Source organism: Neobacillus sp. PVCKKU3, assembly GCF_058323225.1.
Genome location: NZ_JBLVQN010000032.1, coordinates 1 through 26,062, shown reverse-complemented (window position 1 = coordinate 26,062; position 26,062 = coordinate 1). Strand labels below are relative to the sequence as shown.

At 40.8% G+C, this 26,062-nt stretch carries 19 protein-coding genes and 1 riboswitch; of the genes, 1 reads left to right on the top strand and 18 read right to left on the bottom strand.

Going from position 1 to position 26,062, the window contains the following annotated elements:
- Positions 1–6: 6 nt before the first annotated feature.
- The 16 genes from cbiB to ACNQGS_RS19835 form a co-directional block, all read right to left on the bottom strand.
- Positions 7–981: an adenosylcobinamide-phosphate synthase CbiB gene (cbiB, locus tag ACNQGS_RS19910; RefSeq protein WP_491488874.1), complete on the bottom strand. Its 975-nt coding sequence runs from the start codon at positions 979–981 to the stop codon at positions 7–9.
- The gene (locus ACNQGS_RS19905) at positions 978–2,486 is read right to left on the bottom strand and encodes a cobyric acid synthase (protein ID WP_491488873.1); all 1,509 of its coding nucleotides are present in this window, start codon (positions 2,484–2,486) and stop codon (positions 978–980) included. Before ACNQGS_RS19905 ends, cbiB begins: the two co-directional genes overlap by 4 nt.
- 33 nt (positions 2,487–2,519) lie before the next feature.
- Positions 2,520–3,071 (bottom strand): cob(I)yrinic acid a,c-diamide adenosyltransferase, encoded by a 552-nt coding sequence (gene cobO, locus ACNQGS_RS19900; RefSeq protein WP_378582013.1) that lies wholly within the window; start codon positions 3,069–3,071, stop codon positions 2,520–2,522.
- A 28-nt stretch (positions 3,072–3,099) separates the two neighbouring features.
- Entirely contained in the window at positions 3,100–4,146 is a 1,047-nt protein-coding gene (gene cobT / locus ACNQGS_RS19895) for a nicotinate-nucleotide--dimethylbenzimidazole phosphoribosyltransferase (RefSeq protein WP_378582014.1), read from the bottom strand.
- Positions 4,143–5,531 (bottom strand): cobyrinic acid a,c-diamide synthase CobB, encoded by a 1,389-nt coding sequence (locus ACNQGS_RS19890; RefSeq protein ID WP_491488872.1) that lies wholly within the window; start codon positions 5,529–5,531, stop codon positions 4,143–4,145. The genes cobT and ACNQGS_RS19890 overlap by 4 nt, the downstream gene beginning before the upstream one ends.
- Entirely contained in the window at positions 5,518–6,375 is an 858-nt protein-coding gene (locus tag ACNQGS_RS19885) for a heme ABC transporter ATP-binding protein (RefSeq protein ID WP_378582016.1), read from the bottom strand. Before ACNQGS_RS19885 ends, ACNQGS_RS19890 begins: the two co-directional genes overlap by 14 nt.
- 3 nt (positions 6,376–6,378) lie before the next feature.
- Positions 6,379–7,419: a FecCD family ABC transporter permease gene (locus tag ACNQGS_RS19880; protein ID WP_378582017.1), complete on the bottom strand. Its 1,041-nt coding sequence runs from the start codon at positions 7,417–7,419 to the stop codon at positions 6,379–6,381.
- Positions 7,416–8,396, bottom strand: coding sequence for an ABC transporter substrate-binding protein (locus ACNQGS_RS19875; protein WP_378582018.1), 981 nt, complete (start codon positions 8,394–8,396; stop codon positions 7,416–7,418). Before ACNQGS_RS19875 ends, ACNQGS_RS19880 begins: the two co-directional genes overlap by 4 nt.
- A gap of 168 nt (positions 8,397–8,564) precedes the next feature.
- A riboswitch (cobalamin riboswitch) is annotated at positions 8,565–8,754 on the bottom strand.
- A gap of 248 nt (positions 8,755–9,002) precedes the next feature.
- On the bottom strand, positions 9,003–11,192 hold the full coding sequence (locus tag ACNQGS_RS19870; RefSeq protein WP_378582019.1) for a hydantoinase B/oxoprolinase family protein: 2,190 nt from the start codon (positions 11,190–11,192) through the stop codon (positions 9,003–9,005).
- A 1-nt stretch (position 11,193) separates the two neighbouring features.
- Entirely contained in the window at positions 11,194–13,338 is a 2,145-nt protein-coding gene (locus ACNQGS_RS19865; protein WP_491488871.1) for a hydantoinase/oxoprolinase family protein, read from the bottom strand.
- A 799-nt stretch (positions 13,339–14,137) separates the two neighbouring features.
- Complete coding sequence (locus tag ACNQGS_RS19860; RefSeq protein WP_378582021.1) at positions 14,138–15,136, bottom strand: glutaminase; 999 nt, start codon at positions 15,134–15,136, stop codon at positions 14,138–14,140.
- 103 nt (positions 15,137–15,239) lie between these two features.
- Positions 15,240–16,673 carry a M20 family metallopeptidase gene (locus ACNQGS_RS19855; protein WP_378582022.1) on the bottom strand — a complete coding sequence of 478 codons (1,434 nt, stop codon included), beginning with the start codon at positions 16,671–16,673 and terminating at the stop codon, positions 15,240–15,242.
- Between the two features lie 39 nt (positions 16,674–16,712).
- Positions 16,713–17,945 carry an MFS transporter gene (locus ACNQGS_RS19850; protein WP_491488870.1) on the bottom strand — a complete coding sequence of 411 codons (1,233 nt, stop codon included), beginning with the start codon at positions 17,943–17,945 and terminating at the stop codon, positions 16,713–16,715.
- A 321-nt stretch (positions 17,946–18,266) separates the two neighbouring features.
- Complete coding sequence (locus ACNQGS_RS19845) at positions 18,267–19,568, bottom strand: hypothetical protein (protein ID WP_378582493.1); 1,302 nt, start codon at positions 19,566–19,568, stop codon at positions 18,267–18,269.
- A gap of 748 nt (positions 19,569–20,316) precedes the next feature.
- Positions 20,317–21,576 (bottom strand): group II intron reverse transcriptase/maturase, encoded by a 1,260-nt coding sequence (gene ltrA, locus ACNQGS_RS19840; protein ID WP_491488916.1) that lies wholly within the window; start codon positions 21,574–21,576, stop codon positions 20,317–20,319.
- A 620-nt stretch (positions 21,577–22,196) separates the two neighbouring features.
- Positions 22,197–22,838: a DUF1510 family protein gene (locus tag ACNQGS_RS19835; RefSeq protein ID WP_491488869.1), complete on the bottom strand. Its 642-nt coding sequence runs from the start codon at positions 22,836–22,838 to the stop codon at positions 22,197–22,199.
- Positions 22,839–23,200: 362 nt separating this feature from the next.
- Here ACNQGS_RS19835 and ACNQGS_RS19830 point away from each other — a divergent pair, with 362 nt between their 5' ends.
- The gene (locus ACNQGS_RS19830; RefSeq protein WP_491488868.1) at positions 23,201–23,941 is read left to right on the top strand and encodes a hypothetical protein; all 741 of its coding nucleotides are present in this window, start codon (positions 23,201–23,203) and stop codon (positions 23,939–23,941) included.
- Between the two features lie 152 nt (positions 23,942–24,093).
- Here ACNQGS_RS19830 and ACNQGS_RS19825 read toward each other — a convergent pair whose 3' ends face one another.
- Complete coding sequence (locus ACNQGS_RS19825) at positions 24,094–24,510, bottom strand: hypothetical protein (RefSeq protein ID WP_491488867.1); 417 nt, start codon at positions 24,508–24,510, stop codon at positions 24,094–24,096.
- A gap of 278 nt (positions 24,511–24,788) precedes the next feature.
- On the bottom strand, positions 24,789–25,751 hold the full coding sequence (locus tag ACNQGS_RS19820; protein ID WP_491488866.1) for an aldo/keto reductase: 963 nt from the start codon (positions 25,749–25,751) through the stop codon (positions 24,789–24,791).
- Positions 25,752–26,062 lie beyond the last annotated feature (311 nt).

Sequence of the window (26,062 nt, the reverse complement as noted above, 5' to 3'; positions counted from 1 at the left end):
TCATTTTCACGATCTAACTAACAGGAGCAAGCTTACACCGATCAGAAAAAATACAAGCCATCCCCCATGCATCAATCGAATTGCTTTTTCGATATCAGAGCACACCAAATTCCTTAAAGGATCTCCCATTTGTGCACGAGCTGACTTTCTTCCCCGATAGTAATTGATTCCACCTAGCTGAATTCCGATTAACCCCGCTGCCATTGCCTCTGACCAACCACTATTTGGACTGGGGTGTTTCCTTGCATCCCTCCATGTTATGTTCCATCCATTTCTCTTTTTAGATCCTTTTATAAAAAAAGCGGCTAGCCACATCGAAAGTGCTGTTAGTCTCGCAGGAATCCAGTTTACTAGATTGTCCAACTTAGCTGATGCCCATCCAAATTGCATGAATCGCTCATCTTTATGTCCAACCATAGAATCTAACGTATTGATGGCGCGGTACACCATAGCAAGTGGTGCTCCTCCAATAATGGCCCAAAATAATGGCGCTGTTATGCCATCGACTGTATTCTCAGCAACAGTCTCAACAGTTCCTCTAACAATTTCACTCTCCGGTAAGCTTTCCGTATCTCGACCTACGATCATACTAAGCTTTAATCTTGCTTCTACTAAATTCCCATTCACTAAAGGAACTAGGACTTCTTTTGCGGCAGACGAAAGACCTTTTATCGCAATCGTAGTGGAAATTAGATAGATCTGTGCCAAAACACCAACAAATGGATGTAATTGATAGGCGACAATGACGATAAATACGGAAACGAAAAAAACGAGTAGAATAACTGTTGCGGTAAGGCACATCCCTTTCCAGACTCTTCCTTCTCCACTATTCCAGCTTTTTTCTAAAAATGTGATGAATTTTCCCATTAGGACAACAGGATGCGGCAGCCATCTAGGATCACCAATCAACAAATCTAATACAATCGCTGCAAATAAAATCATGCAGAATATAATGGTTGGCTCATATACCATTACCATCATTTCGATTCCTTTTGAAAGTCCGTTATTAGCTTATTAATTCGGTCTAACTGGATATTTTCTCTCACAACCTTGGCTAATACATCGAATCCTTCTTCTCTTTTTTGGGAAAAAGATGCTCGGTTCTTGATCGGCTCTAATCCTTTCTTTAACCTAATCTCATTTAGAAAAACCTCACGGAATTGATCATTATTGAAAATACCATGAAAGTACGTCCCGATGATTTGTCTATCCTTCGTTATCGTTCCTTCCCTTCTGTCAGCTAACTGAACAAAATGGTCACATTCCTCTTCAAAGTACGATTCCCCCATATGAATCTCATAACCCGCAACTGGAATGCTTACCTCGCCAAAACTGGCCATTCCTTCAGAATGAACCGTTGTCTTATGGGTGGTCATGGAGGTTTGCATCGGAAGGAGCCCTAGTCCTTCTACACTTTTATGTGATGATTCAACTTCGTTAGGATCGTCGATACGATTCCCCAACATTTGGTACCCACCACAAATACCAACGATCATCGTATTCTTTTGTGCTAAATCCAAGATCCGATTGGCTAGTCCTGTACTGTGTAAAACCATCATATCCTCAATGGTATTTTTACTCCCAGGTAAAATCAGTAAATCCGGTTCTCCTAAGTCTTCTACAGCTTTTACAAAGCGAACATGACAATCCTTTTCCGCAAATAAAGGATCGATATCTGTAAAATTAGAGATCAAGGGATGACGGATGACCGCAATATCAATTTCCTTTGTAGTATCGAGTTTAGAAGTATAGTTGTTTAACACAACTGAATCCTCTGCTTCTATTAGTAGGTTATCGATATAGGGAACAACACCTAAAATCGGAACGCCAGTATACTCTTCAAACCAGGTTAATCCCGGCTGCAGTAATGATACATCACCTCTGAATTTATTGGCGATGACACCAATGACTCTTTTTCGATCTTCCGGTTCTAGCAGCTGCAAGGTTCCTACTAAACTGGCAAATACTCCACCCTTTTCAATATCTCCAACTATAATCACGGGTGCGTTGGCGATTTGGGCAACCCTCATATTGACAAGCTCCCGATCATTTAAATTAATCTCAGCAGGACTACCTGCTCCTTCAATAACGATCCGTTCATAACAAACAGACAATTTCTCATATGAATTTCGAATTAATGCTAGGCCTTGTTGAAAAAAGTCCTGGCGATATTCTCCTGCCTTCATATTTTTAAATGGCTTTCCATGAACAACAATTTGCGATTCATAGCTACTGCTTGGCTTAATCAAAATAGGATTCATATCCGTTGTTGCAAGAATGCCTGCTGCTTCTGCTTGCACACCCTGGGCACGGCCGATTTCTTTCCCATCAAATGTAATATAAGAATTTAAAGCCATGTTCTGTGATTTAAAAGGGGCTGTTTTAAAACCATCCTGAACAAATATCCGGCATAAAGCGGTAACAAGCGCACTTTTGCCGGCATCTGAATGAGTACCTTGAATCATTAAAGGAACAGCTTTCCCCATAAGCATTCACTCCTCCATTTTGTTTCTTGCCCCTTAAAATTCAATTCCTTTTACAGCTGGTATGCCCTCATCGTAGTAATGCTTTTCCACTTCAATAACAGATACTAGATCCGCAATCTCTCTAATTTCCCGCTTGGCATCTCTTCCTGTCAAAACGAGATGAACATGGGACGGTCTATTTATTATTAGATCCATCACTTCATTTAGTGGTAAAACATCTTCAATTGGAAATGTATCAATTGCTAAGGCATTGTTTAATTCATCTAAAATCACTAAATCATATTCTCCGCTCATTACTGTTTCCTTTGCCTTTGCCCAACCTGTCCTTAACGCTTCTCTGTGCTCATCAGGGGTTTTTGTCCATGTGAATCCTCTTCCTAGCTGTTCCATCTCAACCCCAAGCTTACGTAAGGCAATTTGTTCCCCGTACGAACGCTCTGGTGATTTTATAAATTGATAAATCTTTACTTTTAACCCTCTACCAACTGCTCGTACGGTTAAACCTATTGCTGCTGTCGTTTTTCCTTTACCGTGACCTGTGTACACAAGTGTTAAGCCTTGTTTCTTTTTGTTAACTTGTTCCATGTGTGAGCCTCCTCGTTTTGTGAAGTTTTCATTCGTCATTTTTTGAAATTCCTGCTGAGTGAAAGGTTGCCATTTCTTTTAGCATTAATGTAGCCGATTGGATAATAGAATGGGAAATGGCTGCACCTGTTCCTTCTCCAAGTCTTAGTCCTAAATCAATAATCGGCTTCTTCCCTAATAGTGAAAGGGCTGTTTTGTGACCAGGTTCAATCGATTGATGCGTGACAATCATATAGTCATCAACACCAGGAGAGATTGATTTGGCAATTAAAGCTGCAACGGTACATATAAATCCATCTACTAGAATCGGTACTCTTTTGTTCGCCGCAGCAAGCATTGCACCTGCTATTCCGGCTATCTCTAGTCCTCCCACTTTTGCAAGGATATCAATTGGATCAGTTGGATTAGGGTTTCTCCTTTCAAGTGCCTGTTTAATAATTTCGGCTTTATGTAATAAGGTTTCATCCGAAATTCCAGTCCCTTTACCTACTAGTAAAGAAATATCTCTACCGCTAAGAACAGCTAAGATGGCACTGCTTGAAGACGTATTTCCAATCCCCATCTCGCCGAGGATGAGACACTGTGCTCCTTTTTTGATGATTTGTAAGCCCTGCTGGTAACCTACTTCAATCGCTTGTTCAGCTTCTTCCCGGCTCATCGCATCCTCACGATAAAAATTGCCAGTACCATAACGAATCTTTTTATTTATTAGACTCTCATGTTCAATATCGTTTACTACGCCGATGTCGATTACCTCAAGTAAGGCACCTATTTGTCTACTAAAGACATTGATCGCAGCACCACCATTTAAAAAATTCCGAACCATTTGCTCTGTCACGGCTTGCGGATAGGCAGAAACACCTTCGTCGGTAATTCCATGATCCGCTGCAAAAACGAGGACTCCAGGTGGTGTTACACTTGGAAATGCTTCGTTTTTCATTTCTGCTAGTTCAATTGCCAATTCCTCCAGCCTCCCAAGGCTTCCGATTGGCTTTGTCAACGTATTAATATAGTCACTAACCTGTCTTCCCATTTCCTTGTTAATTTTTGGAATCGATTCGAAAAGTTTCTTCATCCTATTCTCCCCTTACTAGCTTTAAACTCTAAACATTTTTCAATCCAATTCTCAACCAGCGCTGGATTGGAGCTAAAGTGAAAATGGGTGTAGCCAGCTGCTAAGTTGTGTTGTAGATATCCTTCCTTGCTTACACCCCGCATCCCTTTCGTTTCATAGGCATGTGGCAGCTTCTCTTCGTTAGGCAAAAAGGAGGAATAATGAAATTCATGCCCTCTTGCTTTTTGGTTTTTTAGAATAAAATTGTCATTCAGACCACTAATCTCTCTGTACCCTAGAGCTTGCAAAGATGTTTTCATTTGTACCTCGCCTGGGATTACCCCAATCATTTGATACCTCTTCTTTTCCGTTGTTTCGATTGACTCGGTTAAATACATGAACCCGCCACATTCAGCAAGAGTAGGTAATCCAGCTTCAATTTCATTTTTGATAGAATCCTTTGTCATTTCATTACATTCAAGGACATGAGCGAATTCCTCTGGGAAGCCTCCTCCTATATAAAGGCCATCAACATCTTTTGGCAGTTCTTCATTAGCCAAAGGAGAAAAATAAACAATCTCTACACCATTCGCTTCCAACATTTCTAGATTCTCAGGATAATAGAAATTAAAGGCTTCATCCTTTGCAACTGCCATTTTCATGATCTTTTCTTTCTTCTGTTCAAACATGGAGGTTTTTTCACTTACAGGTAGCGGCTCAGCAACAGCTAATTCAAGCAGCTTGTCCATATCAATCGTCTCTAAAACCAAGTCTCCTAATTGATCGAAAAATGGAATAAGTTCTCCTCGTTCAATAGAAGGAATAAGTCCAAGATGTCTTTCTGGGATTTCAATGTCTAGCTCGCGTTTCAAATAGCCGATCACAGGAACATGACATTCCTGTTCAATCGCTTTTTTGACAAGCTGAAAATGTCCTTCGCTCCCAACTTTGTTGGCAATTACTGCTGCAATCTTGGGCCCTTCTGCAAACATTTGAAACCCCTTCACGATCGCCGCTGCACTTCGGGCCATACTTTCACAATTGACAACGAGCAATACAGGACTTTTGGTTATGATACTGATCTCTGCCGTACTGCCTTCATTCGTTTCCGGACTTTTCCCATCAAAAAATCCCATCACTCCTTCTATAATCGAAATATCAGCTCCACGACTTCCATGCGTGAAAATATCCAAAACTCGATCATGTGTAAGCATCCAACTGTCTAAATTACGAGAAACTCGATTGGTGACAGATTTATGATAAGAAGGGTCAATATAGTCAGGACCGCATTTAAAGCCTTGAACCGTTAAACCGCGCTTTCTTAACGCTGCCATTAAACCAATTGTCAGTGTTGTTTTTCCAACACCGCTTCCCGTACCTGCAACTACTATTCTATTGATGGACATAGCTATTCCTCCGCTTTCTGATGATTCCTTCTTTACCTCTCTTCATAGGAATTGTACGCTCCGCTATACTTTCTCCTTGAAGGATGATTTGTGGTACACCACAAACGGGGTGCACCATTACAATTGGTGTAGTACCGTAGACTTGTTGAATCAAATCTGCTCGAATGATATGCTTGGGAGCTCCAGCCGCTACTACTCTCCCATTATGTAACAGCAGCAATCGATCACAATACAGGGCTGCTATATTTAAATCATGCAGAACCGCGATAACGGTCATATCATCTTCTTGCTGCCATTCTCGAATCCGATCCATCAAAAGTACTTGATGACCAATATCGAGATAGGTGGTCGGTTCATCAAGCATTAGAAGCTTTGGCTGTTGTGCCATCGTCTTTCCAAGAGCTACTCGCTGCCGCTCCCCCCCGCTTAGGCTTTCGAGCAGGCGATCACTCAACTCAGATAACTCCATTTTCTCGATAATGGAATCGATAAGTGGTTCAATTTCTGTTTTTTCTTCACCGAGCCAATTTTGAAAAGGAAACCTCCCCATTTCGATAACCTCTCTTACCGTAAATCCAATTGGAGGTAGAGATTCCTGCTGCAATACTGCCAGCCACTTTGCTAATTCCTTGCGGGTATAAAGTTCAATCTGTTTCCCATTTAATTCAATTCTTCCGGTCGTCGCACGATCCACTCCCGACAATAGCTTTAGCAATGTAGACTTGCCGCTTCCGTTTGGTCCAATGATCCCCAAGCATTCTCCACGTTTGACAGAAAAACTAATTTCATCAAGCACAGACTGGTTATCAAACCGTTTACTTAAGCTTTCCACTTCAATAAGCATCCATCAACTTCCCCCTGTCATTTGCTTGCTTCTACGAAGTAAGTACGCAAAGAATGGAGCGCCAAGAAATGCGGTCACAACCCCGAGCGGAATCTCCGTTGGGCTAAGTAAGGTACGGGCAATCGTATCTGCCCAAAGGACATATATGGCACCGAATATCACGGACAATGGCAGTAATAATCGGTAATCCGGCCCAACTATAAGCCTCACTAAGTGTGGAACGACAAGTCCGACAAAACCAATCGTTCCTACGATTGATACTGCGGCAGCGGTGATTAGGGTGGAAACGACCAACACCACTAGCCGTGTACGTTTAATGTTGACACCTAAATGTGCTGCCTGCCGCTCTCCTAATGCAAACAAATTTAATGTACGTCCATATGACAGCAACACCACGATTCCAATTGCTAAATAAGGCATGAGTACAAAGGTAAATGACCAACCTCTTAGGGCTAAACTCCCCATCAGCCAAAAGACGATTTCATTCACCACTTGATCGGACATTGACACCATAAAGGAAACAAGTGACCCTAGAAAAGCAGAAACGACAACCCCAGATAAAATGATGGTTTCTAGTTTAAATTTGCCATGTACATTTGCTAAACGGAGTACAACAAGTAAACTAATCAGCCCTGTCACAAATGCAACCAGTGGTATCGTCCAATTACCAAATAAACTAGTATGATACCCGAATAAAATGATGAAAGCAGCACCTACCGCTGACCCAGATGCTACCCCTAATGTATACGGATCTGCTAACGGGTTGCGTAACACTCCTTGAAAGCCAGCACCAGCAAGTGATAAGCACGCCCCAACAAGAATGGCAAGAAAAACCCGTGGCAAACGAACTTTTAAAATGATTTGCTCAGCTGATTCAGGCCAGTTGGAATCTATGAGACTATGTAAAAAAGGCAGCTGGTGTAAGAGAATTCCCCAAACTTGCGAAAGCGGCAGATTAGCAGAACCAAGCGATAAACTAATGACCCCTGAGAAAAGAAGGAGAACGAAACCCGCTCCCCCCCATATTGCTAATCTTCTTTTCATTTCTTAAACGATTCCGGATAAATGGCTTCAGCGATTTGCTTCAGTGCATCTGTTATTCTCGGTCCAGGTCTGGACATAATATTTCCTTCGATCCCCGTCAGTCGACCTTCTTGAATAGCTGTAATCTTATCCCAGCCGCTTCTAGATTTAATTAATTCCTCTAGCGGTTTGCCAGACTTATCATCAACAACATTTGCGGAGTAGAGAATGACATCCGGGTTGTCCTGAATGATCTTCTCTTCATTGATGGCATTCCAGCCTTTCATATCTGAGGCAATATTAACGCCGCCAGCCATCGTAATCAGTTCATCCATAAATTCACCCTTGCCAACCGTCCAACCTGGAGAAAATTCAATATAGACTTTTTTCTTATCTTCTTCCTTAATTTTTGCAGCAGCTTCTGTTACTGTGCGAATATCCACCTTCATTTGTGCCACGAGTTCTTCTGCTTTTTCCTGAGTATCTGTAATGATACCAATTTGGATAATATTATTTAAAATATCCTCCATCTTTTTAGGCTCAGTTTTATATAACTTAAGGTCTAAACCACGAAATTTTTCAGCAATATCATCCTTCATTGAAATGCCACCGATTACTAAATCCGGATTAGCCGCTATAATGGCTTCCTCATTTGGCTTTGTCACCCCGCCTACTTTTGGCTTTGCCACTGCTTCTTTAGGGTAATCATCAAAATCAGATACACCGTAAATTTTATCGCCTAGGCCTAGAGCGAAAAGAATTTCTGTCTCCGATGGAGAGGTAGATACAATACGTTCCGGCGCCTTATCAAAAGTTATTTCAGTACCCGTCGCATCCTTCACTGTAAGCGGGTAAACGGTTGCTTTGTCCGTTACCTCTTTCGTTGCTGTTTCGGATTTTTGGTTTTTATCTGCACCTGAAGAATCTTTTGTTGTCCCACATGCGCTGATCGTCACCATCATTACTACAGTCAAAATTAATGCCAAAAACTTTCTCATTACTCAATTCTCTTCCCTTCGTTTATAGTTCGAGATGAGCTTGATATCTTGAAGTCTTTCCCATAACAACGAAAAAGCCCTGCTTCCATTCGGAAACAGGGCGCGCGAAAATCAGAAAAAATAAACATATTTATACTGATTATGCCGATCCTTTTCCGCGAAGGATTTCGTTGGCAAGCTTAATAGGCAGGTTTCCTGGCTTACGGGTAACATGACTTCCTCTCCTTCCCATTCCTTAGCTGGAACAGTGGTATTGCGAGGTTATCCCCGAATAACAGTGGCGGGACCGCGCCGGATTCACACCGGCTTCCCTTTTAACCTTATCCAATGATAAGGCACCTACTAGCTATGTCAGATTCAATTGGTCAAGCAAATTACTCAACTAGTATTATAGCAAATACTTCATGAGAAGCAAATATTTGGTTTAGGGATCAAGGAAAAGACCATGCTTACTAATTAAGAAAGGGGGGCACATTTACTTCCTTCTATCATCGATTTGGGGAAAGATATTCCTAATTAAATTAACATAATATAATTATTGATTTAAGAAATAACGACTAACTGAGTCCAGTAAGCTGAACTCAGTTTGTAGTAACTATCTAATGATTAGTTTGTGAGGACATAATCGTTAAATTCTTTAACTTCTTCCGTTAACACGTCTTGTTGCAGCAAGGTGCCGCAGGAAGGACAAATTGCTTCGTGTAGTTCAGCCTTCCCAGATTCCCGGGGCTGGACATAAATCCCCAGTTCAGACATCGTTTCCACTAAATCAGCTTTTCGCTGTACGGCTCCTTCCTTCCAGTTCATATTGCTTTCGGACAGTTCATGATCGCAGAAGTTACAAGAAACTAATTTTTTGCCTGCTTTATGGACAAATTTTAACGGAACCTTTAATTTCTCCTGTTCAGAGACCTCAACTTCAGGATTCCGGCCGATCCGGTCACGACGAATGGAGCGGCGTTTTTCATGGCTTGCCTCTAAGTCAACTCTTCGTTCAGATGCATTCCAGATTACTCCATACGCTTTTTCAGCCAGATCAGGGGTAATATATTCATCCTGTAAATCTTTTTCCACTATCGCAATCGGACGCAATAACGGATCTCCGATTCCGGCCCCACCGCCTGTCACTTGCTTAAACACTGCCTTTGGTCCAAGAGGCATTCCGGCAATATGGTTGGGAAGGGTCGTATAATTGGTAAGCTCATTAGGAATTGGCAGACGTCCATGTTCAGCAATGAACTGGTTGATATCAAATTCATCAATCTTATTAAAAGAACTCGTTCCACCCGGGTATCCGCCCAGAGTGCCATGTGCAGGCATTTCGGCACAGGCGTTTTCAATGGTACCGAGTAATCCTTGATTGTTGTACGGCATCCAGGCATAATCCATTCCCTGACCGCCGCGATGATATCCGGGACCTCCGGAATTCACGTTAATTTTTCGGTAAAAATAAAACATCGGGTACAGCCCTTCATTTGTTTCCACATCAGGAATTCCATTATTCTGCTGCATTTCAAATGCGCCAATATCCAGTCCATCGCAGGTAGCCTGGGCACCCACACCGCCAGAACCGCAATCAAATGCAGGAAACGCTGTATACTGGCCATATTGATCCAACCCGACCCAAGAATTCCCCGGCCAATTGTTGTGACCAATCGCAGCAACCCGGTTCCTAAGCCAAGGATTTTCGCTGAGCTGCAACGCTTTAAAAATTCCCTCGTAAAAAGCTTTACCCGCTTTTCCTGTTGTTTCCATGTGCCCGCACGAAACAGGAGCCGGGATCACAGGGTTTACAATCGTTCCAGGCGGTCCGAGTTCAATTGTGAGCGGTCGCAGCATTCCTGCATTGACCGGGATATCACAGCCAATGGTCATCGCAATGACGCCATACAATCCTCCATAAATAGCACCTGGTCCCGCATTGATAAACCCATCTGCCTGTGGGGAGGATCCACTTAAATCAACATGGAGGTGATCTTCTTCCACTGTTAATTTACATTCCACCGGATAGAGATTATCTGCTCCATGACCATCGTACTCCACCCATTCTTTTGTGTGATAAACTCCATTTGGAATATCCCGGATGCGTTTGCGAATCGTTTGTTCAGCTAAATCCTTGTTAATTTCACAATACCGCTTGTAATCCTCTAAACCGTATTTATCGATCAGCGCATTAACCCTTCGTTCGGCGGTAATATTGGCGGCGATTAAACTTTTCACATCATTAATGACAGGGATTGGAAGGCGAACATTGTTCATCAGGATCCTTTGGATATCCCGATTCATTCTTCCTCTTTCCATAATCCGAACAGCAGGGAAGCTGATGGCTTCACTATATACATCATAAGCTGCAGGAGCCCAGCCACCTGGCGACATTCCGCCAACATCGAGAACGTGAGCGTTAGAAAATGACCATCCGACCAATTCATCCTGATAAAAAATCGGTGAGATAATCCCAACATCCCCTTGGTGAATAGCCCCGGCAGAATAAACATCATTACAAATAAAGGCGTCCCCCGGATGAATATCCTCGAGCTCATATTCCCTTAAGACGGCTTGTACGCCAATTAACGAAGAACCAATATGGGCTACTACGTAACCGGAAAAAGCAATATGTTCACCATTCACATCAAAGACAGCTGTGGAAAAATCCTGCGCCTCCGTTAAGACTGGAGAACCGGAAGTCCGCAATAGTGTGGTAGCCATCTCTTCCACAACACTTTTCAACCGTGATTGAATCACCTGGGCGGTAAATGCATCAAACTCTTTTTGTGGTTGGACTTTTTCCATTGCCATATTATTTGCCTCCTTGACCTTCGGTAACTAACGTTTTTTGTTCGTTCTCCACAGTTTCAAGTGTCAGACAATAGTTGCCATATTGATCCACCCTGATGTAGGCATCCTCAGGTATATAAATGGTGGTATCTTTTGCTTCAATGACGGCGGGGCCATTGACCCCCATTCCAGTATTTAAAAGTTCAGCCTTATAGATGGAAACTATTTTTGTTTGCCGTTCCTGAGGCAAGTAAACTTCCCTTTCGGCTGTCTTGGCAGAACCTGTGATGGAGTGGCTTCGGCTAAAGGTTTGTAACGATGGCTTTTGAATGGTTCCGATTCCGGTAACCCTAACATTTAATAGAATCGTTAAGTGATCGGCCCCATCCCATGATGTTCCAGTACCGTACAATCTTTCGTATTCTTTGGAGAAGGCTTTTGCCAATACAGCGCGATCGTCTTCGGTCAAGGACCGTTTTGGAAGCGGAATCGTCAACTCAAAGGCTTGAGTTCCAAATTTAAAGTCGCCTTCCCAAACAATCCTGATATCATTTTCATTAAAACCATTATCCGCCAAATCCTTCTGGGCAAGGGTGGTTAATTCAGCTAATTTATCATTCAACGCATTGACATCACCATTTGCCAAATTCCAATTCACGGTTTGGACATAGCTTCTGCTATAATCAGACCAAAGTAAGCCGTATGCCGAGAAAACCGAAGCATTATTGGGGATAATCACATTTTTGATGCCAAGCTCCTGAGCAATAGCTGCAATATACAATGCCGATGCCCCGCCGTAAGAAATCATCGTAAATTCACGAGGGTCATGACCTTTTTCAATGGAAACGGCTCGAACCGCATTGCTCATGTTCGCGATGACCAGATCAAATAGACCCGCTGCAGCTTCCACGGTTGGAATACCAAGCGGCCGGGCGATTTTTTCATCAATCGCTTTAATGGCTGCCGCTTTATTTAATTTAACGGACCCGCCTAGAAAATAGTCCGGGTCAATAAAATTGAGGGCAACGGCAATATCCGTTACAGTTGGTTCTGTTCCGCCGCGGTTATAACAGGCTGGTCCCGGTTGTGAGCCTGCACTCTTTGGCCCAACTTGCGGGAGTCCCTGCTCATTCAGCCAAGCAATGCTTCCCCCCCCAGCACCAATCGCATTGATATCAACAAGCGATAGGCCTGTATCAAGACGATTGACACGGGCACGGTGTATATGGGTGATTTCATTGTTTACAATAACCGAAGTATCAAAGCTTGTGCCGCCCATATCGGCCGTAATGATGTTTTTCAATTGAAGTGCTTTTCCAAGACTGTTGGCTGCAACCACTCCGCCAACAGGGCCGGAATTTAATAGGCTGATAGGCTTTTCACTGGCTTCGCTTGTTGTGGTAATTCCTCCGGTAGATTGGATCATTCCTACAGGAACTCTCAATCCCCTTTCTGCAAGCCGTTTTTCTAAGCTTGTCAGATATTCACGGGCCCCTCTAGATGTAAACGCATTCAAAGTAGTGGTTACCATTCGTTCATATTCCCGGGACACAGGGTAAATATCGGAAGAAACCGAAACAAATAAATCCGGGTACATCTCATGAATGATTGATTTCACCCGTTGTTCATGACTTGGATTGCGGAAAGACCATAAGAAACAAACCGCAATGGCTTCAACGCCTTTTTCCTCAACCAAATAACGGATTTGCTGCCGTGCCTGATCCTCGTTCAATGGGACAACCGCTTTACCTGAGTAATCAACCCTCTCCCAAACCTCCGCAATACAATCTCTTTGAACAAGCTCGGGAGGCGGCACTTGTGTTTGTAAATCGAATTCATTCGTCCGTGCAGAACGGGCGATGCGCAATGTATCTTTAAATCCTTGTGTCGTAAGCAGGCCTACCTTCATGCCCTTTAATTCGGCAAGCGCATTTGTCACAATGGTCGTCCCATTCACAAACACTTTCGTTTGCCGGAGGAGCTCGGAAACACTTATGTGCAATTCTTCATTGCATATGCGTTCTAATGCATGAATGATTCCTTCAGGGTAATCGTCCGGTGTGGTAAATGCTTTTGATCGAAAAACTTTCCCCTCTTCGTTCACAACAACTAAATCGGTAAATGTTCCCCCAATATCGACGCCGATACTAAATTGATGGTTAGCCATTAGTGATTCTCCTTTGCACATTTTTAGGACTGCTTTTTACAAAGATTTTAAATAAACATAAAAGATATATTCCGCTAGATTGAAACTCCCGCTCCCACCTCCTTAAATGTCCAACTCTCATAATTGCCCCCTCATTTATAACCAGTATTGATTTAATAGATTATGGTACAAAGTCAATCTAAATCCTTGTCTACCCTTCCTTAGGTCAGTGGATTTTTCGTTATCAAAAAGAGGGACGGCAGATTGAGACAGCATTAAAAACCGCACATGATGCAGAACTTTAATTTCCGCCAGTTTTCGGTCGATAAACCTATTCCCATCAATTGGAACGTCAAATACACGATCAATTCTACTTCTTTAAAAATCAGGTTATGTAAGGATATTAAATGATCCACAAATTGCTTTGGAATTTTTTTCTATTGCCGGTTGAAATATGCTTTTGCTTTTCTGAAGGTGGGAATTTTTGAAATGCTTAGAGGTTAAAGAGGTTGTATTTTTAAATGAACGTTCATTTTTTTAACTTTCACTCACTTTATCATTTTAATTACAATATTCTGAAAAGTCAATATTTTATAGGGTCATTTCACTGAAAACTTTTCTACAAAATTACTTAATTTATTTAATATTAGACCAATCAAAATTCTTCCAAACTTTTATTAAAGAATCCTAGCGAAATAGAGTAGGCGCATGAAGAATTTCATGCGCCTCTCACAGATCCGTACGTGCATAAATGAACGGCTTATCCAAGTTTTGCAACATATCCTGGATATAAAGCCCTAGTTTAGAGTGCATGATAGCATCAAAAAATACTTAAATCCCATTCTCTTGCTATGTGCTTTAACAACATCTTCCCTGCAACGCTATTTCCACATTCATCTATTGCTGGACTATATATTCCAATACCAAATCCATCCGGAAAAGGAGACTTCTGAGTACTGGCATGGGCCGGAACGGCAACCATGATACCTCCTGAAACTCCGCTCTTGGCGGGTAAACCGATATGAGCTGCAAATTTACCAGAAGCGTTATACATTCCGCAGGTAACCATCAATGCTTTTGTTAATTTGGCAACTTCTTTTGGAAAAATCTGTTCCCGTCGAATTGGATGGAATCCATCGTAAGCAAGAACTAAACCAATCATAGCTATATCCTGGGTATTTACCTCCACAGAACACTGCTTTAAATAGACCTCTAAAGCTTCCTCAACAGTTGATTCTAAAAATCCTGTCTCTTTCAAGTAATAAGCCAAGGCTCGATTACGATGAGCCGTTTGCCATTCCGACTGAAATACTTCCTCATTGATGGACGGGCGTTTTCCTACCATCTTCTCAAATAATGTCAAAAACGATTCGATTTTTTCAAGTGGTGATCTTCCTCCAAGCAAAGAAGCTACAGTAAGCGCACCCGCATTAATCATAGGATTAAAAGGTCTTCCCGGCTTGTGAACTTCCAACCGAATAATCGAATTAAACGCATCTCCAGTTGGTTCTACATCTACTCTATCTAGGACATATTTAGTACCGAAGTCTAAACAGGCAGCAATAAAGCTAATAACCTTCGAAATACTTTGTAAGGTAAAAGTGGCTTCACACTCTCCGGACTTTAAGACCATTCCATCCGGTCCTGCCATCGCAATTCCTAATTGAAATGGATTCACCTTGTCTAAGGCAGGAATATAGGAAGCACATCGACCACCATTGGCATAGGAACGAAAGTCCTCAACCCATTTATCTAAATTGACCATATTCCTTTGTATTTCAAATGTTTTATCTTGATCATACGGAATTGCAACAGCCATGGTCCATCTTTCCTTTCTTTAGATGCGAAATTAAGGGCAACCACAATAAGCGGGGGTTGTTTTCATCCCCCACTTATTGTTAGTTGAACATATTTTTATAACCTTACTTTTGTACACAGACCGCCTTTTGAGGTCGTACCACATCTTCAGGAATGAGAGAAACATATGGTTCCCCTTCCAGGCGTTCTTTCCATTCTGCTTTCGCCTGATCAATAATATCTTGATTCTGCATAGCTTCGATGGCTGTGCATGCAATCACTTTTCCCGCTTGAAGCATGCCTTTGTGGCCAATAGGCATTGCTCCTTGGGACACTACTTGCCAGGTATGAAGCGGCGTTCCAATTGCGAAACAGGTTGTCAAACATTGCATCGTTGGAACAACCCAACTAACATCGCCAACATCTGTCGACCCCGATAAGGCAGCCTCATCGCCAAGAGGTGGGATGAGATCTGCAATCTCTTTATCTTTTAATTTCTTTGCTGTTTCTTTATCTAATCCAGCTAGATCTGCACGAATGTCTTCCGGAGAAAGAGTCGCATGGATTTCTTTTGCGAACTTCCGGTCAAATTCATCATAAGAAGGAACACCGACAGCCATTAAATTTTTGTACATAATCTCTGCTAAGGCTGTATTTGGAATTAAATCTGATGCAGTACCTTCAAACTCCACTTCCATCGTTGTACCAGTCATTAAAGCCGCACCTTTTGCAATATTGCATACACGTTCGTATAAATCGATTACTTGCTGCTTTTTCGGGGCACGGATAAAATAAACAACTTCAGCATGTGGTTGAACGACATTTGGAGAAGTTCCGCCTGTATCTGTAATCGCATAATGCACTCTCGCTTCCGGAATCATATGCTCTCTTAAATAATTGACTCCGATGTTCATCAATTCCACCGCATCTAATGCACTTCGGCCAAGGTGAGGGGCAGCTGCAGCGTGCGCACTCTTTCCATTAAACTTAAACGTCGCAGAGTAGTTTGCTAGGGTGCTCACATTCCATATACCAGCTACGGACGACGGATGCCAGGAAAGCGCCAGATCAACATCATCAAACAATCCCGCACGTGCCATAAACGCTTTACCAGAGCCCGCCTCTTCAGCCGGACAACCATAATAACGGACCGTCCCCTTTAAACCTGTTTGCTCCATATATTCTTTAACGGCAACTGCAGCAGCAAATGAACCGGTTCCCAGCAAGTTATGGCCGCATCCATGCCCATGACCGCCTGAAACCAACGGGGCATGCTCGGCAAGGCCTTTTTGCTGGCTCAGACCTGATAAAGCATCGAATTCTCCTAAAATAGCTATGATGGGTTTACCAGTTCCATAGCTTCCAATAAACCCGGTTTGCAGTCCGGCAACCTCTCTTTCAACCTGAAACCCTTCCTCTTCCAATGCTTGACAAATATATTTGGAAGATTGATGTTCTTCAAAATAGATTTCCGGGCAGCTCCAAATTTGATCACTCAGCTCAATCATTTTATCTCTCTTTTTTTCGATTAGTTTAGAAATATGTTCATGCAAATTCATTTACAAGACCTCCCTCAAAGTTGTTTACGGATGATGCATTTAGGCTGTAGCTTCTTCGTTTGGCTGGAGGAGATCTGCTTTTTTACCATTTATACTTAATATCGCTCCAATACAGATGATGGCGAACACAATTAACATCCAAAAAGCAGCATTAAAGGAACCATGAAATGCATCGACGATAAATCCTATAGCCATCGGAGTAATAAAGCCGGCCAATTGTCCGCCAGTATTGGCAATTCCCATCGCCGTACCAGTGACGGAGGACGGCAATTGTTTAAGTATGATAGCTGGTAATAGAATAATGACAAAGGCAATAAATAGGTTAACAATCGTTTGATACGTGATAAAAGAGGTAACACTTGTAGCAGTAAACATTAAGTACAGCAATATGCCAATAACGGCACAAGAAAGGCCTCCTGCCAATCTTTCTCGTCCCGCTGGCAGCTTATCGATGATATACCCACCAAAAAAGATCCCAGCTAGCATCGTTATACCAGGAATCGTCTGAACCCAGCCAAGGGAAATTAAATCAAGACCGCGTGTTTTCACTAGATAGGTTGGGATCCATGTCGCCAGTCCCCAGTTAACGGCATAAATACAGAAATAAGCAATAACTAAACTCCATATCATAGGCATTTTAAACAACGAACGGAAAATTCCCTTTTGATTCGATGCAACAGTTTGAGTCGCGTGATCTCCCAAATTGCTTTTTGGAAGTTTAATGAAGTACCAGTAAAGAACTGTGATAATAACACCGGAGATTCCCATGATGACAAATGTGGTTCGCCAGCCGATCGTTGTAAGCAGCGCTACAGATGCGATCGGGATAATAAGAGTCATAATCCCGCTTGATGACAGCATGACCGACATGGCCCGGGCACGTTCCTCTTTAGGAAACGTAAGCGATATGATTTTGGAAGCGGAAGGCTGAAAACCACCCTCTCCAATACCGAATAGAAAGCGGATTATAGCCATAGAGGCAAGGGACCAAGCAGCACCGGTCAATCCTGTAAAAATTGACCACATGATAACTGCGACAAGGAGGACTTTTCTAGGGCCGAATCGGTCTGCCAGCCATCCTCCAGGCATTTGCATAATCGCATATCCGGCAAAAAAACTGCTGAGTAAGAGTCCGGTAGAGGATGCACTCAAATGTAAATCTTCCGTAATGGACAATACAGCAAAATTCATTAAATAGCGATCTACATTACCTAATGACCACCCCAGAAAAAGTAACGCTAGAATCCAATTTCTTGTGCGTTTTGATATCATATTTCCAATTCCCCCTCTTAAAAATGCAAATAATTTTTGAAGTTGTTAATGATACGCTCTTTCCATTCCAAAATGGGGAATAGCTAAAATCATTTTTTTGAAATACCAAATTTTAGTAGCGTTTTCATTTTTGAATCCAACTAAAAGTAATAAATGGGACTTGCTGATCCTTGTGATTTCCTCCTTTTACCAACATAAGAGTAACAGTTATTTTCTATTTACGACAATATAACGAAAATTTCGTTATATTTATTTTATGAGAAAATTTCGTTTCCTTCAATAGTTTTTTACAAAAAAAAATAAGCATCCTTCTAGGAATGCTTATTTTAACCGGTAAATTTTAATTGGCCTTCCACGATTATGTTGCGACTCTTCACCAATACACTCGGCCAAGCCGATGTCGCACAGTTCAGCCACAATCCGCTGAGCATTTCTTTCACCCATCTGAAGATTTGCAGCTAATTCCTTCGTCGTAAAATCACTCCAACTCATTTTTTTAATCAAAGCGTCTATTTTCTTGAAAGTTTTAACACTGATGTTTCCATTCTTTAATTTCTCCAATAAATTTTTATCATCCGTACGGTAAGAATAAGTCAGTTCCTCCTCCTGACCTGCTGACTCAACGACCATTCCATCATCTTGAATAATAACAATCCCATGTTCCACTTTTTTCTTAGACTGTTGAAGTGCACGGTGGGCATGTATTTCTGCCGTTAATACCGTCTTACCAAATCCAATCCCAACGGAAACAGCTGTATTAGCTTCAAGAGACAAGAATTGGGTCTTTTCCTTTAATGCCTGAATCTCCCTTTCAATTGCACCCCGAGAACTAAAAATGGTATACCGTCCATTTCCTTCCTCAAAGAGAGAACCGTCTATTTTTTCACAAAGCTGGATTAGTGTCTCCTTCATCCTTAGCTCTAAATATTGGACTTGATAGGTTTTCTCCATTTTCTCTTTAATAGAGTCGAAATCTTCTACCTCGATTTTTACAACACCAATTTGAGTATCTTTATAGTATGAAGTCTTGATCTTCTCGAAAAAAATCCTCATGGTTTGAAAAATTTCAATTTGAGTTGGTGACATTACGTTTGCCGGAACACCAGCTTTACTTAAAGCCTCATGAACAGTGGGGTAACATGTCAAAGCACCATCAGTTTTCTTTTGTTCCCATAAATCATAATGGAATTGAAACAATTCCTCGGTATCAATGTCAACGTCAAACGTTTTCAAGTAAAGATCAGTTATCGTCTTTTGTAACTGCTTCACACTTTCTCCTTCGGCTACATTCGTGGGAGCAAATATATCGATGCTGACTCGATCTAGTAATCTCCCTTGAGAATAAACCAGTTCCATGAAACTTTTATAGGTACTGGATTCCGTTGAGTATATATAAACAGACTTTTCGTCCAATGATATTGTTTTTGTAGCAACCCTGTATGGGATATATCCTGAAAAAAGCCAAAAATCAACTTGTTTATCATGTTCTGTAATGATTTTTTCCACTTCCTTCGCCTCTGTATAGGTGAAAGGGATAAATACCATTTCTTGTTCCATTTCATTCGCCACATTGAGAATTCGCTGTACGGACGAACTAGGGCCAACTACGCCAATTCTATACATTTTCATTTTTCCTACTTTCTTCACTCTATATAATAATATTTTAGCTTCAGCTTATCATTAAATCCATTCCTTTGTCCGTTAGTTTAACCTTTCTAATTATCCCTTTTCGAAATCTGTCTGATTCGAAAAGCCTTGTTCGGTTATTAGCCGTAAAACAAAAAAACCAACCTCATTATTGGTTGGTTATATAAGCAAACCTTTTTTTCTCCTAATTCCCTTAATTGTTTCAATAAGTACCATTATTGAATAACCAAAGAGGAAAATTAAAAATAAAACAATACCGTAAAAATAGAAAGTAGCCTTATAACCAATTGGGGCAACTAATTGAAGTGAGGTAAACAGAAAAATAATCAAATATACTTCAAATAAAATAAGAAAACATAAAAACAGAAGATACGGTATAACTATTTTTTTATGGAAAATCTGTTTTAAAGTAAAACCTTCCCACATTAAATCAGCTATTCGTCTCAAATATACCCCTTCTTATATCCTTTTGTATATTATATTCTGAATTTTTTGTAAATATCCTTTAGACATATTGCATTTCCGGCAATAAATTTTAAGTAATTTTTTCAATCCTCTCACCTTAAATTCTTCTATTAATAATTCCATCCAATCGAAATTAGGTCCGTTGATTCTATATGGTTATAAAAAATCAAGTTTTTTTCAAAGCAATCGAGTAGGAGGGGGTGACTAACCCCCGACCTCTCACACCACCGTACGTACCGTTCGGTATACGGCGGTTCTATTAAGATTGACGAAGAATTTCATAACGATTATATAGACTTTTCAACCCTCGTTTATTCCAATAGGAATTATCGAGGGTTTTGTGTAATATTGGGCTACATGCGACCCTCCAATATTTCTTTCTGGAGTTACCCCATTCATGCGCTTTGTAATCAGGGACACCTAAACCAATCAGTTTTCTAACTCTGGTTTTAGGTTTCTTCCACTGTTTCCATTCGCACATTCTAAGCCTTCTTCTTATCCATTCATCGAATTCTTTGAATTTGCTTGGTGTGTCAGCCAAAGCGAAGTACCCACACCATCCTGTTAGATAGCGGTTTAACATTTCAATCCTTACTTCCAAAGGAAAAGGTTTTGACCGAGAGGTAAGTTCTCGAATCTTCGTCTTGAAGCGTCTAATGCTTTCTTTCGTAATTCGCACCTTCGGCTCTTTATTCCAGGTAAAACTGAAACCAAGAAACTTTCGTTTCCACGGACGGTCAACTGCCGATTTATACCTGTTTACCTTCAACTTTAGTTTCTGCTCAATAAACGTCGTAATGGACTCCATTACACGGTCCCCTGCTTTTAATGATTTAACATAAATGTTGCAGTCGTCCGCATAACGGACAAATTTATGCCCCCTGGTTTCCAATTCTTTATCCAGCTTATCAAGAATTATGTTTGAAAGGAGAGGACTGAGAGGTCCTCCTTGCGGAGTGCCTTCCTCCGTTAACTGTACTACCCCATTAAGCATTACACCTGATTGAAGATATTTCCGGATTAGTTTGAGGAGTGTGCGGTTTTCAATTCTTTTAGCGAGTATTCCCATCAATTTGTCATGATTGACTTTATCAAAGAATTTCTCTAAGTCCATATCAATTACCCAACGGAACCCCTCCTTGATATATCCCTTTGCCTTTCTCACCGCATTATGGGCACTCCTGTTAGGTCGGAAGCCATAGCTGTTTTTAGAAAAGGTAGGGTCAAAGATTGGCGTTAATATTTGGGCAATTGCTTGTTGGATGAAACGGTCTGTCACAGTTGGTATGCCTAAAAGCCTTACCCCGCCGTTTGGTTTCGGGATTTCGACACGGCGGACAGGAGAAGGTTGATAGTTACCCGTTCTCAAAGCTTCCCGAAGGGAATCCCAGTTTTCATAGAGATGTCGACGTAGGAATTTTACGGACATTCCATCTATGCCATGACTTCCTTTGTTCTGCTCTACCCTTTTTAGGGCAGTTAAGAGATTTTCCCGTGATAAAATTCGTTCCATTAACATGATGTTATTCCTTTCCACGTGAATGAAGGTTCTGTTTATGCCGGTACTTGCTCCACCCTCCTAAAGTCCCGAGCGGATTCACCGCTTCCTCCTTTAGGTAAGTCCTTTCGGATTGTCTGTGTTCAATGCAATCACCGAATGTGCAGATTTCATTCTTTCTTAATAGTTCAGTCCTTCCCATCCTTTCTCGAGTTAGAATGGTACTATGACATCTGCTGACTTCTGATTGTTCAGCTATCCATTGCTGGATAGGTTACCAAGTGTACTTGGTATATCAATCAGACCTCCCCGGGTAAGAATGCAGTCTTTCCCTCCACCTATCTGCTTCATTTACTCTGTACCACCTTCGGCAGTAAGGACTTCGTTTTGGTTTGCAAACTCGTCCAATGATACCTAGCCTTATATGAAGTTCGTGTTCCTCAGACCGGAGGTTTGCCGCTCGCTTCCTTCAGATTCCGCGTCACCACGGACACCCTTGCGTTAAGCTAACCACTACTACTGCCTTCGTGGCTCGGGACTTACACCCTAGAGACTGCACCCATGCCGGGCGCACAAACAAAAGGCTGTCTAATGTTTCTAGACAGCCTAAGGACATTCTTTGGTACAGCCTATTTTCCTTTTTATGAAGCTGGTTCAACTTTTGTTGCTTGGTAGCCTGAGCCATTCCATTGCAGATACACACGATATTTTGGCGAGCCTTGTTCTTTTGCTGATATCGTCCCGACTGAGCCGCCTGGGTTGCTTTTGTCGCTCCCTAAAAACCATACCGTCATATTGCTTTGATCTATTCCAGTAGCAGAAGAGATTGTCTGCAGCATCTGCTGCCAATCCTGAGAACTTGAATCATAGTTTGTAACATGCTGCTGATCCGTTTGTGCCGGTGTTTCCGGTGCAGGTGATGTTGGTGAACTTACCTGTGAACTATCCGAAGAAGATGAGGATGCATTGCCTGCTGCTGGATCACTATTCGTTTGATTACTTTGAGTTTGATCTTCAGACGATGAGTCGTCATTTGCTTGATTACTTGATGAACTCTTTTTCTCAGCTGGCTCATCCTTCTTTATATTTTGAACTGATTGTTTTTCGGCTGAAGCTTGAACACTTTTTTGAGATGCTGCCTTGTCATCTCCTCCCGAAAAAATCGAATAAGATACAAATGCAATAAGTATAAGGACAATTACAATTGATCCGTTTAAAATGATATTGATTTTTTTCTTCTTTGCTCTGTGCGTTGCACGTGAGTTGTCTAGAAAATTTTTCAAAATAACCACTCTCCCAAAACTGAGACTCTCAACATTCTACCATGTGTAGGGAATAACTTGAAGTATTCTATCACCACATTCCACATTTTGGTACCTTTTCTCTATTTTCTGATACCTTTCATGAAGCTTTTTAACTATTTCGGAAAGCAACTATATGCCCCTTTTTCGTTACCAGTCACATTTCAACTTTATTGTTTCCTAACTTTTAAGTACTATGATTCTATCCAATCCTAATGGGAGCCTCCACCCCCCATTTAAAACAATTGGAGTAATTCCAAGCTCCTCTGCTTTAAAAGAGCTTCGAAATTAATTATTATATCAAAATAAGATATAATGAAAAAAAATACTTGAGGTGATTTTCATTGGATTATGATTCACAGTCAGACCAACAAGTAGAAAAAGAGAATGAAGAAGAATATATAGAAAGAGATTACCCGACGAGGCAAGCTGTCAAAAGAGAACGAGAAAAAAAGGAACATAATAAATTGTCTATGGGGAAGAACAAGAAAGCCGATGATCATGGCTATGCAGGAGTATTCTCGATATTCAAGTTCTTTTCGCCAAATAAGAAAAAGAAAGTAAAGACGTTCTGGATAAAACTAGTCTTTAAGATTTTAGTTGTAGCGGCTGTTTTTTTCGACATCAACTTCATTCTGAACTTTATGAAAGATCCTATTAGTACTTTTCCGCATACATTATCTGTAGTTGGAATGTGTGCAGGAATGAACTTTATTGCCGTTTGGATTCTTTTTTATAAAAATTCATTGATAAGGTTTTATCTTTCCCTATTTGCAATAGCAGGATCATTTGCGTATTACATCTATGTAAATTATACGAATCTTTCCTTTTTGGGTAATAACACCATAGCTACAGTGCTTGTTATTATTTCGTTATTAATGGTCATAAATCCTAAACTAAATTATTATGTAAAAAACATCTTGTTACTGGTGATTCCTGTCTCTGGAATATATTTTAGTGGTACCAAATTTGCCCTTGTATGGACTCTTATGTTTAGTGCCGGATTGATCTTATTATTTAGAATGCCTAAATCATCTAAAAAAGAAGAAGATCGAATAAAAAGAAACATAAAGCAATCAGCTTAATAGAAAAATATTTGTTTTGAATGAAAATTGGCCGAAAATATACATTTGTTAAAACACTTGTATATTTTCGGCCTATTAAAATTTCAAATATGTAAGACATACGTTTAGTCAAAAACAACCTTCTTAAGTATTTTTATAATAGAATCAATTTTTCACATCTTTAACAGTTGTTTATCAAATTCACGTACTTGATCATATGCTTCTAATAGATGTACCGGTACGAGTGTTCTTCCATGTTCCCAAGCATTTTCTTCGACTTCTGCTAAAAGCTTTTTCTTTTCTACTTCTTTGCCATAATAAATAGTCTTTAAAACTCGTGGATTTTTCCTGAATTCCAAATAATATCCTAGCTGATGATAAAGAATAATTTTCGTAAAGTTTTCATCTGATTCTCTAACTTTAAAGTTAATTTTAGCGTTATATCCGTTAATTTGTAGGTAGTTAAACTTTATCGTATTTGTGGATACGTTATAACTCATTGGTGCAGCGAGTTTGTTGGTGAATTCAACATTTATTTTTAGTTTAAGCTCTTTTAATGTATTTGTAATGATCTTCTCAATATCCCACATATAAAGCATATGATTTTTCCCTTTCTAAAAAACATTTTCAACTTTTATTAGTCTTCGTATTAAACTCAAATAATGGAATAAACCGCGTAACCAAAGCAAATAGAAAATGGTCAAGTTGAAGTTGTTTTAACAATAATACGCTGCATTATGTAACACAAGAGCCATTTATCATAATTTTTGTTATGGACTATACTCCCTTTTCCTAAGGTACCTAAAAAAGGGCCGGCCAGCTACGGCCACCCCTTGTTTAAAAACTTAGTAGTCTAATCATTTTTATGTTAATTCATTGGCTTTTCCCATGCACCTTTGACCTCAACGCCAGTTTCCTCTGCCGCTTTTTCGAGTTCGAAAATTTCCTGGGCTGTCAAATTGACCTCGGCAGCTTTTATAGCATCCTCTATATGGGAGATTTTCGTTACACCAATAATCGGTACTGTCCCTTTTGCAATCGACCAAGCGGTAGCAATTTGTGCAGTTGATGCATGATGTTTGCTGCCGATTTCTCTCATTACTTCGATTAAGCTTCCAATCTTGGCAAGAACGTCCGGATTAAAAGCATCGCCCCTTCTGGTGCCAGTTGGCAAAGGGTTTTTCGGATTGTATTTGTCAGTTAATGCACCTTGTTCCAATACCATATAAGAAAAGAAAACAATATTATTTTCATTACAGTAATCAATAATACCGGCTTCTTCAGAGGAACGGTAGAGCAAGCTGTAATGGTTTTGGACAGCTGAAATTTTCAGTCCTGCTTCCGCCAAGATGCTGGCAGCCAATTTAATTTCGTCGAGATTATGATTAGAAACACCTGCATGTTTTACTTTTCCACTTTTCATTAAAGGGATAAGTTTTGGTGTCCATCTTTGCACATCTTCCGGGCTGTGTATCCAATAAATATCAGCATGTTCTACACCGAGCCGGTTTAGGCTTCCGTTTAAGTGTTCCTCAACAGCGTTCTCATTGTCTCCTGCCATTCGTGGAGTAAATTTAGTGGAGATTAGCACATCCTCCCTGCCTTTAATGAAACTGCCCAAAATATTCTCCGAAGCGTTCATCCCATAAACAGCCGCTGTATCCCATAAATTGAATCCGGCAGCCATCGCCGCATCAAATATCGGCTTTAAGTCCGTTTCTGTAATATAATTTCCAAAAACCTTATCCCCGCCGTTTGCACCAGTGCCCCATGACCATGTACCAAGGGCGACTGGAGGGATCTTCTCATTTTGCAATTTTACGAACTTCATTACGTTTCACTCCATTCTGTTCTTTGAATGTCCTAATTATTTCCTATTGTTTGCGCTTTCACAAGAAATTTGCTTGTCCCATTTCTATTCCATACCTCCGAAATTGCCTAACGGTGAATAGAAAAATAAAATTAATGTCGAAATTATTATATCAAATAAACGCAGGAATATTGGAGTATGAATTAGGAGAATATTGGTGGAAGCGTGTATCGACATCCACAACGAATTATTTCTAACATCATATACCATTTATGTAGGACAAACCGTAAAAATCCCCTAAATAGACGAAGGGACGGTTCTCGCGCATCATT

Bases quoted from the DNA above. Each gene is read 5' to 3' on its own strand.
- ltrA (WP_491488916.1), bottom strand. From the start codon at position 21,576: ATGTTAATGGAACGAATTTTATCACGGGAAAATCTCTTAACTGCCCTA.
- ACNQGS_RS19850 (WP_491488870.1), bottom strand. From the start codon at position 17,945: ATGATATCAAAACGCACAAGAAATTGGATTCTAGCGTTACTTTTTCTG.
- ACNQGS_RS19855 (WP_378582022.1), bottom strand. From the start codon at position 16,673: ATGAATTTGCATGAACATATTTCTAAACTAATCGAAAAAAAGAGAGAT.
- ACNQGS_RS19820 (WP_491488866.1), bottom strand. From the start codon at position 25,751: ATGAAGTTCGTAAAATTGCAAAATGAGAAGATCCCTCCAGTCGCCCTT.
- ACNQGS_RS19825 (WP_491488867.1), bottom strand. From the start codon at position 24,510: ATGTGGGATATTGAGAAGATCATTACAAATACATTAAAAGAGCTTAAA.
- cbiB (WP_491488874.1), bottom strand. From the start codon at position 981: ATGATGGTAATGGTATATGAGCCAACCATTATATTCTGCATGATTTTA.
- cobT (WP_378582014.1), bottom strand. From the start codon at position 4,146: ATGAAGAAACTTTTCGAATCGATTCCAAAAATTAACAAGGAAATGGGA.
- ACNQGS_RS19845 (WP_378582493.1), bottom strand. From the start codon at position 19,568: ATGTATAGAATTGGCGTAGTTGGCCCTAGTTCGTCCGTACAGCGAATT.
- ACNQGS_RS19885 (WP_378582016.1), bottom strand. From the start codon at position 6,375: ATGCTTATTGAAGTGGAAAGCTTAAGTAAACGGTTTGATAACCAGTCT.
- ACNQGS_RS19865 (WP_491488871.1), bottom strand. From the start codon at position 13,338: ATGGCTAACCATCAATTTAGTATCGGCGTCGATATTGGGGGAACATTT.
- ACNQGS_RS19875 (WP_378582018.1), bottom strand. From the start codon at position 8,396: ATGAGAAAGTTTTTGGCATTAATTTTGACTGTAGTAATGATGGTGACG.
- ACNQGS_RS19905 (WP_491488873.1), bottom strand. From the start codon at position 2,486: ATGGGGAAAGCTGTTCCTTTAATGATTCAAGGTACTCATTCAGATGCC.
- ACNQGS_RS19890 (WP_491488872.1), bottom strand. From the start codon at position 5,531: ATGTCCATCAATAGAATAGTAGTTGCAGGTACGGGAAGCGGTGTTGGA.
- ACNQGS_RS19860 (WP_378582021.1), bottom strand. From the start codon at position 15,136: ATGGCTGTTGCAATTCCGTATGATCAAGATAAAACATTTGAAATACAA.
- cobO (WP_378582013.1), bottom strand. From the start codon at position 3,071: ATGGAACAAGTTAACAAAAAGAAACAAGGCTTAACACTTGTGTACACA.
- ACNQGS_RS19870 (WP_378582019.1), bottom strand. From the start codon at position 11,192: ATGGCAATGGAAAAAGTCCAACCACAAAAAGAGTTTGATGCATTTACC.
- ACNQGS_RS19880 (WP_378582017.1), bottom strand. From the start codon at position 7,419: ATGAAAAGAAGATTAGCAATATGGGGGGGAGCGGGTTTCGTTCTCCTT.